Raw genomic sequence first — 13,750 nt, 5'->3', positions numbered from 1 at the left:
TAATCTATTTTTAAGTGACTATAGTTAAACGAATGGATTGTAGAAACGCCCATTATTAACCCAGAAAAGAGAGATTGTGATTAATACTATTAAAACTGCTAATCCAAGAACTAAATAATCATTTCTTTTAAATGGCTTGTAAGAATACCATGTTCTTTTTTTACGACTGCCAAAACGTCTTAGTTCCATGGCAGTCGATACTTTTTCAATTCTTTCAAGACTTGAAAAAATCAGAGGTAGTATCAGTTGCACATTTTTCTTAATTCTTGTAATTAAATTTCCTTTGGATGAAAGGTCAATCCCACGCGCTTGTTGGCTAATCTTGATATTATTAAAATCATTTTGAACATCAGGAATATAACGAAGTGCGAGACTCACAGCATACGATATACGGTAGCTAACACCTAAACTATTTAGTGAACTAGCAAATTGGCTAGGGTTAGTTGTAAGTAAAAATAGTAGTGCAAGTGGTACTGTACAGAAATATTTAAGAGCTAGATTAAATAAATAAAATAGTTCTTCCCATGTAAGAAAACCAAAGATAACTGTCTTTGAACCATATAGTCTTGCTCCGTAACTTGGATCAAAGAGAAAGACCACCAAGAGATTCAGGAGGGAGAAGACAACAATGAATTTCATAACAAAAGATATTTGCTTCCACTTGATATCTGATATTTTAAAAAGTACTAATGAGAAGATACTTATGGCTACTAAAAATTTTGTGTCATAAGAAATCATACAAGCTACCGTTACAAGAATGAAGAACAACATTTTTGCTGTAGTATTTATTTTATAGATAAAAGTATTTCCAGGTTTGTAACCGATAATTTGAGATGAATCATTCATTAATATCCCTCCTTTCTTGCTCGTATTTAATAAAGTTTGCAATAAAGGCTTCCTCATCCTTAATACCAACATTTTGAGCTAAGGAGAAGAGACTTGTTTTCTTCAAATGAGCTTCCTTAATTAATTCTTCATTTGTTAAAACATCAGCAGGTAACTTATCAGCTAATAAGGTCTTGTTTCCGAGGACAAGAGTTCGGTCACTATATTCCATCATTTGATGCATGTCATGGGTGATAGAAATTATTGTATTGCCATTGGCATTCAATTGATCAAGAAAATCCATAAATTCCGAATAATGCTTGAAGTCTTGACCCGCAGTAGGCTCATCTAAAATAATAAGTTCAGGCTCAAGAACAAGAATAGAAGCGATAGTAACACGTTTCTTCTGGCCATAACTCAAAGCTGAAATAGGCCAATTCCTGAATTCGTAAAGTCCACAAGTTTTCAAAGTTTCTTCAACACGAGATTTAACAGTATCTTCATCAACATTTCTAAGACGTAAACCAAGTGCCACTTCATCAAAAATCATCGATTGACTAATCATATGATTAGGATTCTGCATAACGAATCCAATCTTACTTGCTCTTTCAGCTATGTTCTCGTCGCTAATATCTTGTCCCTTCCAATAAATCTTTCCTTGAGAAGAAATAAAATTGCAGATGGCTTTGACTAAGGTAGATTTACCAGCACCATTTTGTCCGACGATAGAAACACGTTGACCAGAATCAACTGTTAAGTTGATATTTTCTAGAATTGAATCATTACCATAGGAAACAGAAAAATCAGTAAGTCTTAAAAGTTCATCTTTCTTGGTTAACTGACTGGTATTCTTAATTTCATTTGACCATGTTAGCAATTGTTTCTTTTGATCTTCTGTTAATTGAAGTTTGTTTATATTTGCGATTTCTTTTACATTTGAAACATCTAAACCAGCATATTTAAGGGCTGAGACATATAGAGGTTCTCGTAATCCATTTTCTTGAAGAAGATGAGATGATAATAATTTTTCAGCAGAATCATTGTAAAGAACTTGCCCGTCACTAATCAAAACAATTCGATCAATATCAGCATGAAGTACGTCTTCTAAGCGATGCTCAATGATGATACAAGTTGCTTTTGTTTCCTTATGAATTTTGTCGATGAGTTCAATTGTATCTCGTCCAGACTTGGGATCAAGGTTTGCCAGAGGTTCATCAAAAAGTAAAATTGGTGATTCATCAATCAAAACTCCAGCAAGAGAAACTCTCTGCTTTTGACCACCAGATAGTTCTTGAGGTTTTTTATTTAGATAATTTCCAATTTCTACTGTATTTGCCCAAAATTTAACAGCCTTTTGCATTTCTTCTTGACCAACTTCATCATTTTCAAGAGCAAAGGCAATATCTTCAGCAACTGTTAATCCGATAAATTGGTCATCAGTATCTTGAAGGACCGTACTGATTGATTTAGATAAATCAAATATAGAAGAACCAAAAGGCAAGCTGTTTACTAACAATTTGCCCTTTGATTCACCTTTATGTAAATTTGGAATGATTCCATTCAATGCTTGACCTAATGTAGATTTTCCAGATCCACTTGGTCCAATTATAAGTATTTTTTCACCTTCAAAAATATCTAAATTAATATTTTTAAGGGTTGGTTCACTTTGGCTATTATAGCGAAAGGAAAAATTTTCAATTTCAATAATTTTTTCTTGCATAAGATTTCCTAATCTTTTGTTAAACTACCTTCTTTAGTACGAGTTTTGGCATATAAAACAAGTAATGCAGTACCACCAATACCAACAGTAATTATATTTGAAACACTAGCAATCATACCTTGAGTAAAAACTTTGTTGCTAGGTTCACTGTAAATAAGTATATCTCCGATTGGAGCAAGTACACTCCAGATAACTATATTACCAATAATTTGAATGATATTAAAGCGAATAATTTGAGATTTACCAAAAATTCCGTTTTCAAGGTCAGTTGAGTTAACAGCATAAGCAAGCACGACACCTAAAAGTCCACTAGCAATTGACCAAGTCCACCAAGGAGCACCATATGCTATTGAATCTTTCAAAGTATGTCCGATAAAACCAATTAAAAATCCAGGAATTGGACCAAATAATCCAGCGAAGAGTGAAAGTACTGCGTATTGTAATTGAATATCAGTATTTGGGAAAAGTGGTATGCGAATAAATAATCCAACAATAACGAACAATGCAGCTCCAATACCTGTTGCTACAACGCTTTTTACAGAAAGTTTTTTCATAATTAATATTCTCCTTAATATTCGAAAATAATTTTTGTTGCTTTACGAATTTCAATAATCCAATCAGTACCAGTTCCAATATGATATAGCTTGCTAAATGAGTCTTGGTTAATAGCAATTCCGATATTAACAAGTGAATTCACATAAGCTAATGGTTCACCGATATTAACATCCGCAAAGCTTCGTGCAAATACCATGGTATTCTGATAAACTTTTTTATCCTCATGATAAATTGTAACCTGAACTTGATTGTTTTGGTCTATATTCTCATCTTTAGCGAAATCAAGTGGGATGTTAGTCCACAGTGAACCGAATCTGACATCTAGCACATCAATTGATCCACGTAATATGTGGTTATCTTTTGTTGCTTCAACGATTTTAAGCTTTTCAATTTCATCTAACTCGATAACATCACCTAAATCTTCGAACTTAATTTCATTACTTGCTAATCGAGCACCGTTATATGCATATATATCACGTCCATGGAATGTGTGACTTTCTTCAGAATGTGGCAAGCGGCTTTTTACCTCATCAATAGCTCGAACTTCAGCTATGCCGTCATAGTGGGCGATGTGAGTGATTGATCCATTATCGGGTGTTAGAATATAATGACCACTTACTGTCTTGATAGCTATACTGCGACGGTCGCTTCCAACTCCTGGGTCAACAACACTTACAAAAACAGTTCCTTGCTTCCAATATTTTACAGTTTGATATAGTCGATAACTTGCTACCCAAATATCATATGGAGGTATATCGTGTGTCAAGTCCGATACTGTAATAGCATCACTAACAGTATGTGCTACACCGTGCATTGCGCTTACCGCACCATCACCCAAACCAAAATCCGTTTGTAAAACCAAAAAGTTACTCATTTTTTCTCCTTAAATATAAATCCTAAATAAACATTGATATCCCATAAGTTTAGCAAAAATTAGAACAGATAGACATAAATTTTTTTAATTGAACCATAAATTTTTTAAATGTGTGTTAAAATAGATAAATAATAAATATTATGGAGTATATTGTCAATGTCTAAAAAACCTATAATTATTGGTGTTACTGGAGGTAGTGCCAGTGGAAAAACAAGTGTATCTAGAGCAATTTTAGATAATTTCAAAAATGAAAAGATTGCCATGATTGAGCACGATTCATACTATAAAGATCAAAGTCATTTAGACTTCTCAGAGCGTTTAAAAACGAATTATGACCATCCGTTTGCATTCGATACAGATTTTCTGATTGAACAATTAAAAGAGCTCTCAGAAGGCAGAGCTGTTGATATTCCAATTTACGATTATGAAAAGCATACAAGAAGTGATAAGACTTATAGACAGGATCCTCAAGATGTAATTATCGTTGAAGGAATTTTAGTTCTAGATGATAAGAGACTTCGTGATATGATGGACATCAAAATATTTGTTGATACTGATGATGATGTAAGAATTTTACGACGTATCAAGCGCGACATGGATGAACGTGGTAGGACTCTTGACAGTGTAGTCAGTCAATATCTTTCAGCTGTAAAACCAATGTATCACCAATTCATCGAACCGACAAAACGATATGCAGATGTTATTATTCCTGAAGGTGTAAGTAATACAGTTGGTGTAGATATTATTAATACAAAGATTGCAAGTATTCTAGATATTGATAACCATTCTGACGAGAAAGAGAATGTATAATGAAAAATCATGCATCTTGGGAACCTTTTTTTGAAATTGAAAGAAAAAAAGACTATTATCATGATTTACAAAAGAAGGTGAAATTAGTCTATGAAACTGACGAGGTATATCCTGCATTAAATGATGTTTTCAGAGCGTACGATATTACACCACTAGATAAGATAAAAGTTGTAATAATTGGTCAGGATCCGTATCATAATGGTCAAGCAACAGGTTTAGCTTTTTCAGTACGTGAAGGTGATAAATTACCTGCTAGCCTCAGAAACATCTTTAAAGAACTTGAATCTGACCTTGGAATCAAGCGTACCAATGGTGATCTGACTGATTGGGCGGAGCAGGGCATATTTTTGCTTAATACGGCATTAACAGTGGTTGCTCATCAACCAGCAAGTCATGCAAAAATTGGCTGGTCGACTTTTATTGAAAATACCATTTCATATTTAAGTGAAAAGCGGCCTGATATTATCTGGGTATTGTGGGGCAAACATGCCCAATCATACGAACACTTGATAAGTGGTAAGGTAATTAAATCAGCACATCCAAGTCCGTTTTCTGCAAATCGTGGGTTTTTCGGTAGCAAACCTTTTTCACAAATAAATAATACACTAATAGTACAGGATAAAAGTCCTATTAAGTATTCGTAATCGTTTACATTTCACAAGCTTTGAGCTATAATGAAAGTGAATTTCTTAGAAAAAAGAGGAGAATACCAATGGATTTATTTGAATCACTAAAAAGCAAAATTTCAGGAAAAGGCATCAAAATTGTTTTCCCTGAAGCAACTGACCCACGTGTACTAGGAGCGGTAAACCGTTTAAGAGCTGAAGGACACATAATCCCAGTTTTAGTTGGTAACAAAGAACAGATTGCTGCTAACTTTAAAGATACAGGGATTGTATCTGAAGGTTATGAAAGTTACGACCCAAGAAATTGTGGAAGAACTGAACTTTTTATAGAAGAATTAGTTAAAATCCGTAAAGGTAAAGTCACTCCTGAACAAGCACGTGAATTACTTTTAGACGAAAATTACTTTGGAATCATGCTTGTTCAAATGGGAATTGCTGATGGTTTTGTTAGTGGAGCCATTCACTCAACAGCTGATACAGTTCGTCCAGCACTTCAAATTATTAAAACAAAACCTGGAATTTCTCGAACTAGTGGGGCTTTCCTATTACTCCGCGGTCGTGATCAAGAAAGATACATCTTCAGTGACTGTGCTATCAATATTGAACCAGATGCTCAAGCACTAGCTGACATTGCGATTGCTTCTGCTGAAACTGCTGAACTATTTGATATCGATCCAAAAGTAGCAATGCTAAGCTTCTCTACAAAAGGAAGTGGTAAATCACCAGATGTTGATAAAGTTGTAGAAGCTACTAAACTTGCTCAAGAAGCACGTCCTGATTTAGCTCTTGATGGAGAATTCCAATTTGACGCAGCTTATGATTCAAATGTTGGTGCACTTAAAGCTCCAGGAAGTGAAGTTGCTGGTAAAGCAACAGTATTTGTATTCCCGGATTTACAATCTGGTAACATTGGCTACAAGATTGCACAACGTTTAGGTAACTTTGACGCTGTTGGGCCAATCCTTCAAGGATTGAACAAACCAGTTTCTGATTTATCTCGTGGTTGTAATGAAGAAGAAGTATATAAACTTGCTCTTATTACAGCAGCACAAGCTATTGATAATAAATTAGCAGAAGCCGCTGCAGCAGACGAAACAGCAGGTAATGAATAATAAAATCTGTGAGAAGCTATCCAAATTTTTGGATAGCTTTTTTTGATCTTAAAAATTTTATGAAAACTTTAAGATTTTGATTTTACTATTTATCTAAAATTTGTCCATAAAACAATAGACTTTTTTGCATTATCGCACAATTTTGGACTAAAAAGTGTTAAAATAGATAAGAATGCTGATTTTATTCAGTAAAATACCAACATATAATATCAAAGACCCTCTAGAGGAGGAAAAGAATAAGATGAAAAAAACTATGGATGGGAATATGGCTGCAGCACATATTGCCTATGCTTTTTCAGAAATATCAGCAATATACCCCATTACTCCAAGTTCCCCGATGGCTGAGTATACTGACGAATGGTCAAGTCAAGGTAAAAAAAATATTTGGGGTCAACCAGTAAAAATAACTGAGATGCAGAGTGAAGCAGGTGCTGCAGGTGCGGTACATGGTGCATTAAAAGCTGGTGCTTTAGCAACTACATACACAGCAAGTCAAGGCTTACTTCTAATGATTCCAAGCTTATTTAAAATTGCTGGTGAATTATTACCAAGTGTAATACATGTAGCTGCGAGAGCTGTTACTACAAATGCTTTGAATATATTTGGAGATCAAAGCGATATTATGACTGCAAGAACAACTGGTTATGCAATGCTTGCAGAGGCGAGTGTTCAGGAAGTTATGGACTTATCAGCTGTTGCACATTTAGCAACAATTGAGGCCAGTGTTCCCTTCCTCAATTTTTTTGATGGATTTAGGACAAGTCATGAATTACAAAAAATTGATGTAATTAACTATGAAGATCTTGCAGAAATGATTAATGAAGAAAAGCTTGAAGAGTTTAGAAATCGAGCAATGAACCCGGATCATCCTTCAGTATCTGGAAGCAATCAAAACCCTGACATTCATTTTCAACAAAGAGAAACAGTAAACTCATATTACGAAGCGACTCCAGCTATAGTTCAAAAATATATGAGAAAAATTAATGAACTTCGCGGAACAAGTTATGATTTAGTTAATTATTATGGTGATCCTGAAGCAACTGAAGTTATTGTATCATTAGGTAGTGTTGGACAAACAATAGAGCAAGTTGTTGACTATTTAAATGTAAATGGACGCAAGGTCGGTTTTATTAATATTCATTTATATCGTCCATTCCCTGTTGAAAATTTTATAGAACATTTACCTAAAACTGCAAAAAATATTGCTGTCTTAGATAGGACAAAAGAACCTGGAAGTAATGGTGAGCCGCTTTATCTTGATGTTAAAAGTGCATTATTTGATCATGATGTAAAAGTAATTGGTGGTCGTTACGGAATCGGAAGTAAGGATACAACACCGCAACAAATAATTGCTGTATATGATGAGCTTTTAAAGGAAAAATCTAAAACATTATTTACAGTAGGTATAAAGGATGATGTGACTAATTTATCACTTGACTTGGGTGAAGAAATTGACTTGACTCCATCTACAACCTATCAAGCTAAATTCTGGGGATTTGGTAGTGATGGTACTGTTGGTGCAAATAAATCTGCTATAAAGATTATTGGTAATAATACCGATAAATATATACAAGGTGCATTTTCATATGACTCTAAGAAATCAGGTGGACTAACTGTTAGTCATTTAAGGTTTGGAAGTACACCTATAAAATCAACATATCTAATACAAAGTGCTGACTTTGTAGCTGTTCATGCTTCAAATTACCTCCATCAGTATGACGTTTTAAAGGGGCTTAAACCTGGAGGGACATTCTTACTAAACACTTTATGGAGTGATGAACAATTAGATAAGCATTTACCAAGTAAGTTTAAAAGGTATATTGCTGAAAATAATATTGAATTTTATACTCTTGATGCTGTAAATATTGCTCGTGAGGTGGGTCTTGGAAGAAGAATAAATACTGCAATGCAAGTTGCCTTCTTTAAATTAACAAATATCATGCCATTTGATCAGGCAATGAGTATTTTAAAACAAGATGCACTAGATTCTTATGCAAGAAAATCAATGAAAATTGTTGAGAGTAACCACTTAGCAATGGACCTAGCTGCTGAAAGATTACATAAGGTTGAAGTTCCTGAATCTTGGAAATATGCACAAGCACCAGAAAAGAAAAAAGGTAACAAGGGGGAGAACAAATATGTTTTCCAAATTCTTAATAGTGTCAACTCACAAGAAGGTGATGAGCTTTCTGTTGGTGATTTAGTTGTAAATAATATGACTGACGGTCGCATACCTGTTGGTACCGCAGCATTTGAAAAACGCGGAGTGGCCCTTGAAGTTCCTGTTTGGAATGCTGAAGCATGTACGGCATGTAATCAATGTTCATTTGTATGTCCTCATGCTGCGATTCGTCCATTCTTAATTGATGAAGATGAAATGAATCAAGCACCTGATGGGTACCATGTAAAAGATTTTAAAGGTAAAGACGGACTCATGTATCGAATACAAGTTTCTGTTGAAGACTGCACGGGTTGTGGACTTTGTGTTGAGGCATGTCCTGCCAAAGAAAAAGGTGCCCTAGTCATGAAGCCTTATGAAGAAGTTAATGACCAAACCATAAATTGGGCATTTTCAATGACTCTAAAACAAAAAGAGAATCCAGCAAGGGAGAATACAGTTCTTGGAAGTCAGTTTAATAAACCATTACTAGAATTTTCTGGTGCATGTTCAGGTTGTGGTGAAACTCCTTATGTAAAATTACTAACACAAATGTTTGGTGATAGGATGATGATTGCTAATGCTACTGGATGTTCTTCAATATGGGGAGGAGCTGCTCCTGCAACTCCTTATACCACAAATGAAGATGGACAAGGTCCAGCTTGGTCGAATTCTTTATTAGAAGATAATGCGGAATTTGGTTATGGAATGTGGCTTGCGAGTGTAGCACGCAGAGATAAATTAGCATCTCAAATGGAAGAGTTGATTCCTTTTGCATCTGAAGAACTTGCTAATTTGATGAAGGACTGGATTGAGCATCGCTTTGAGTCGCAAGGAACAAGACAGAGAGCTGAAAAATTAAAATCAGCATTGAAAGATGTCTCAGATAATGATGCTTTTAAAGAAATTATCAAGCATCAGGATCAATTTGTTAAACCAAGTCAATGGATGATTGGTGGAGATGGCTGGGCATATGACATTGGTTATGGTGGTATTGACCATGTAATTGCAAGTGGTGCTGATGTCAACTTATTAGTTATGGATAATGAGGTTTATGCTAATACTGGTGGACAGGTTTCAAAGGCTACCCCCGCAAGTGCAATCGAAAAATTCTCAGCAGCCGGTAAAGAAGCAGCTAAAAAAGATCTTGGCTTCATGGCAATGACATATGGTAATGTTTATGTGGCTCAAATTGCAAGTGGAGCAAATCAAATGCAAACTATAAAAGCATTTGAGGAAGCAGAAAGACATAATGGTCCTTCCCTAATTATTGCCTATACTCCTTGTATCTCCCATGGTTTACGTGGGGGAATGGGTAAGACACTGACTGAAGCAAAAGAGGCAGTTGATTCAGGTTATTGGCAACTTTATAGATATAATCCAGACCTAGAAGAAAAAGGTAAAAATCCTCTAACTTTAGATTTCAAAAAACCAAACTTTGATCAAATGACAGATTTCATGTTACAGCAAGTTCGTTTTTCAAGCTTAAAAGCACTTAATCCTGGCAAAGCAGAGTTATTGTTTGAAAAGACGAAACAAGATGCAAGACGCAAGTTTTTACGTTATGCAAGGATGTCTGGCGATGCTGAAAAATTTCTTGCTAAAGAAGAAAAAGCTAAAGGAACAGTCAAAGTAGATTCAGAAAAGGTTGAGAAACCAGTAAGACGTGAAAAACGAGAGCGAGTTGTTGACCCAGAGGCAGAAGCTAGAAGGGCAGCAAGACGAGCTGAACGTGCGGCAAAAAGAGCAACGAAGGGCGAATAGAGTAGTCTGTTTGTCTAAATAAATCAATTTGAAATCTCGGAGTATATTATGAGTGACATTAATCAAATATTTAATCCGCAATTCTGGAGCGAAATAATTCAACTCAATCTTACGCCATGGCGATTGTTTATTTCAATTGTTGATATTGCGGTAGTAACCTACTTTATTTACCGAATTATGCGTTATGTTCAAGGCAGTAAAGTTGTTACTCTTGTCAGGGGTGTTTTACTTTTTGTTTTAATTAGAATAATAAGTGAAATACTAGGACTTACAACAGTAACCTGGCTTCTAAATCAAGTTATTACTTATGGTGTGATAGCGGGTGTTATTATCTTTCAGCCTGAGATTAGGAGAGCCTTAGAACAACTTGGAAGGACCACAAATATTTTGCGACCTGCTGCTAAGATAGTTGATTCCAAAGACTATGTTCAAGCATATGAAAAAGCACTTGACTATATGGCAAAGAGAAAAATTGGTGCTTTAATTTCAATTGCTAAAACTCAAAGCCTAGAAGAGTTTTCTAATACAGGAATCCCGTTAAATTCAGATATTTCTTCTGAATTATTAATAAATATATTTATTCCAAATACACCTCTTCATGATGGAGCAGTAATTGTTGAGGGAAATAAAATTATTTCTGCATGCGCTTATTTACCTTTAACAGATAAATCAAGTATTCCAAAGGCATTTGGAACACGACACAGAGCAGCAATTGGTATGAGTGAAGCTACTGACGCCTTAACATTAGTTGTTTCTGAAGAAACAGGTGGTATAAGTATCACAAAGAATGGAGAATTCTATTCAGAGGTATCGAAAGAAAAACTCCATGAAGTTTTAACTTTAGAGCTTGGTGAAAAAAAAGAGGATAAAGATAGTTTCTTAGTGAAAATTAAGAAGGGATGGTTTAAAAAATGAGACAAATAAAAAATTTTTCTTATAGTAAGTCATTCTATATTTTAGTTTCCTTACTTTTTGCATTGATCTTATTCTTCAATGCTAACTCTATCCAGTTAAAAAATAGCGGAAAAAGTACTCAAAATATGCAGACATATAGTGTCACTCTTCAAGATATTCCTATACAGGTGAAATATGATTCAGATAAGTATTTTATTAGTGGATTTGATAACTTAGCAACTGTTTACCTATCAAGTTATAATCAAGTAAGATTAGATGCTGAAAAATCAAAAGACACAAGAAGTTTCACACTTATAGCAGATTTAAGTAATGCTAAAGAAGGAACTATGGATGTTCCAGTTCGTATTCAAGAACTAGCATCAGGAGTTAATGGTCAAGTTGATCCAAGCTCAATTACAATTACAATTGAAAAGAAATCATCTAAAACATTTCCTATTACTACCAGAGTTGATGAGAAGTTAATACCAGATGGTTATAAATTATCTAGTGTTTCGACAGACAAAGACAAGGCAACTATTGTATCTGGAGCTGATATAATTTCTAAAATTGACCACATTCAAGCTTCGGTTCCGAGTGATATTATTTTAGATGATAATTATAAAGGTAAAGTCACATTACAGGCAGTTGATAAAGCTGGTAAAATATTGCCTGCAGCAATTAAACCTGAATCAGTAAATATTGATATAAAAATTAAAAAACCTGAAAAAGAGGTACCGGTAGTTGGTAAAATAACTGGTGATATTGATAGTAAGTTTTCTGGCTTTAATTTTGATATTGAAACCAAAAATGTTACAATATCTGGTGATCCTACAGTTTTAAATGGTATTTCACAAATTTCTCTCCCTATTGATGTAACTGAGGTTACAAAAGAGAAGACAATTGAAGTGCCAGTTTCAGCGGACGATGTATTAATAGAACCATCAGTTGTAAAAGTTAAAGTTACACCGATAAAAAAATAAGAAGAGAAGTATAAATTAGAAGAGGTTTAGTATGGGAAAATATTTTGGAACAGATGGAGTTCGTGGAGAGGCAAATGTTGAATTAACACCAGAATTGGCCTTTAGACTTGGAAGATTTGGTGGTTATGTATTGAGTCAACATGAGACTGGAACTCCGAAGGTATATGTTGCTCGAGATACAAGAATTTCTGGGCAAATGTTAGAAAGTGCTTTAGTTGCAGGGCTTTTAAGTGTTGGTATTGAAGTATATACACTTGGAGTAATTGCAACTCCAGGTGTTGCCTACCTTGTTAAAAAAGAAGGTGCAAGTGCTGGTGTAATGATTTCAGCAAGTCATAACCCGGCATTAGATAATGGTATTAAATTCTTTGGTGGTGATGGGTTTAAACTTGAAGATGATCAAGAACTTGAAATTGAAGCTTTGCTCGATGCGGAAGAAGATAAACTACCTCGTCCTTCTGCAAAAGGATTAGGGAAAGCTCATGATTACACTGAAGCTGTTCGTAAGTACAATGAATTTCTTGTATCAACTGCTGATGGATTATTCGAAGATTATAATGTAACTCTTGATGCAGCTAATGGTGCAACAAGTACAAGTGTACGTGATGTATTTTCAGATTTAGGCACAGATTTCGATGTTATTGGCGAAACACCGGATGGTTTAAATATTAATGATGGAGTTGGTTCAACTCATCCAGAAAATTTAGCAAAAGAAGTGCTTAAAAACAATTCAGATCTCGGTCTTGCTTTTGATGGTGATGGAGATCGATTAATTGCCGTTGACGAAAATGGTCAAATTGTTGATGGTGATAGAATTATGTATATTGTTGGTAAGTATTTATCTGAGTCAGGAAAACTTGCTCAAAATACAGTTGTGACTACTGTTATGAGTAATCTTGGTTTCCATAAAGCATTAGATAGTAAAGAAATTACAAGTGTTATCACTGCAGTAGGCGATCGTTATGTTGTTGAGGAAATGAAGAAAAATAATTATAATTTTGGTGGAGAGCAAAGCGGTCACATGATCTTCTTAGATTATAATACAACTGGTGATGGTATGCTTTCTGCAATTCAATTAATGAAGGTAATGCGTGAATCTGGAAAAACACTTAGCGAACTTGCTGGAGAAGTTAAGATTTACCCGCAAAAACTTGTTAATGTTCGAGTTGAAAACTCAATGAAATCAAAGGCAATGGATGTTCCTGCAATTGCTGAAATTATCGGCCAGATGGAAGAAAAAATGGCTGGTAATGGGCGTATTCTCGTACGTCCAAGTGGTACAGAACCATTACTTCGTGTAATGGCAGAAGCACCAACTGATGAAGAAGTAGATTATTATGTTGATACAATTGTAGAAGTTGTTAAAAACGAAATTGGAATTTAAGTAATAAATATATTTAAAAACTTTCTGTATTAAGCGGAAAGTTTTTAA

The 13,750-nt window shown here is 34.7% G+C and carries 11 protein-coding genes; 7 read left to right on the top strand and 4 right to left on the bottom strand.

The window, feature by feature from the left end:
- Positions 1-24: 24 nt before the first annotated feature.
- Genes BG261_RS01145 through BG261_RS01130 form a run of 4 tightly spaced genes read right to left on the bottom strand, consistent with a single transcriptional unit; the run spans position 25 to position 3,974 of the window.
- Complete coding sequence (locus BG261_RS01145; RefSeq protein WP_070791353.1) at positions 25-846, bottom strand: energy-coupling factor transporter transmembrane component T family protein; 822 nt, start codon at positions 844-846, stop codon at positions 25-27.
- Entirely contained in the window at positions 839-2,545 is a 1,707-nt protein-coding gene (locus BG261_RS01140; protein ID WP_070791352.1) for an ABC transporter ATP-binding protein, read from the bottom strand. Before BG261_RS01140 ends, BG261_RS01145 begins: the two co-directional genes overlap by 8 nt.
- A gap of 8 nt (positions 2,546-2,553) precedes the next feature.
- Positions 2,554-3,099: an ECF-type riboflavin transporter substrate-binding protein gene (locus tag BG261_RS01135; RefSeq protein ID WP_070787819.1), complete on the bottom strand. Its 546-nt coding sequence runs from the start codon at positions 3,097-3,099 to the stop codon at positions 2,554-2,556.
- A gap of 14 nt (positions 3,100-3,113) precedes the next feature.
- Entirely contained in the window at positions 3,114-3,974 is an 861-nt protein-coding gene (locus BG261_RS01130; protein ID WP_070791351.1) for an SAM hydrolase/SAM-dependent halogenase family protein, read from the bottom strand.
- 156 nt (positions 3,975-4,130) lie between these two features.
- Here BG261_RS01130 and udk point away from each other — a divergent pair, with 156 nt between their 5' ends.
- The 7 genes from udk to glmM all read left to right on the top strand — a co-directional run bounded on the left by udk (position 4,131) and on the right by glmM (position 13,702).
- Positions 4,131-4,784 (top strand): uridine kinase, encoded by a 654-nt coding sequence (gene udk / locus BG261_RS01125; RefSeq protein ID WP_070791350.1) that lies wholly within the window; start codon positions 4,131-4,133, stop codon positions 4,782-4,784.
- On the top strand, positions 4,784-5,428 hold the full coding sequence (locus BG261_RS01120) for a uracil-DNA glycosylase (protein WP_070791349.1): 645 nt from the start codon (positions 4,784-4,786) through the stop codon (positions 5,426-5,428). The genes udk and BG261_RS01120 overlap by 1 nt, the downstream gene beginning before the upstream one ends.
- Positions 5,429-5,496: 68 nt before the next feature.
- Positions 5,497-6,522 (top strand): phosphate acetyltransferase, encoded by a 1,026-nt coding sequence (gene pta, locus BG261_RS01115; RefSeq protein WP_070791348.1) that lies wholly within the window; start codon positions 5,497-5,499, stop codon positions 6,520-6,522.
- Between the two features lie 241 nt (positions 6,523-6,763).
- Positions 6,764-10,444 (top strand): pyruvate:ferredoxin (flavodoxin) oxidoreductase, encoded by a 3,681-nt coding sequence (nifJ, locus tag BG261_RS01110; RefSeq protein ID WP_070791347.1) that lies wholly within the window; start codon positions 6,764-6,766, stop codon positions 10,442-10,444.
- Positions 10,445-10,492: 48 nt separating this feature from the next.
- On the top strand, positions 10,493-11,359 hold the full coding sequence (gene cdaA, locus BG261_RS01105; RefSeq protein WP_070791346.1) for a diadenylate cyclase CdaA: 867 nt from the start codon (positions 10,493-10,495) through the stop codon (positions 11,357-11,359).
- The gene (locus BG261_RS01100) at positions 11,356-12,318 is read left to right on the top strand and encodes a CdaR family protein (protein WP_070791345.1); all 963 of its coding nucleotides are present in this window, start codon (positions 11,356-11,358) and stop codon (positions 12,316-12,318) included. Before cdaA ends, BG261_RS01100 begins: the two co-directional genes overlap by 4 nt.
- Positions 12,319-12,349: 31 nt before the next feature.
- On the top strand, positions 12,350-13,702 hold the full coding sequence (glmM, locus tag BG261_RS01095; RefSeq protein ID WP_070791344.1) for a phosphoglucosamine mutase: 1,353 nt from the start codon (positions 12,350-12,352) through the stop codon (positions 13,700-13,702).
- Positions 13,703-13,750 lie beyond the last annotated feature (48 nt).

It is taken from the genome of Floricoccus tropicus (assembly GCF_001832905.1).
Classification (GTDB): Bacteria; Bacillota; Bacilli; order Lactobacillales; family Streptococcaceae; genus Floricoccus; species Floricoccus tropicus.
This window is presented reverse-complemented; position numbering and strand designations above follow the sequence as displayed.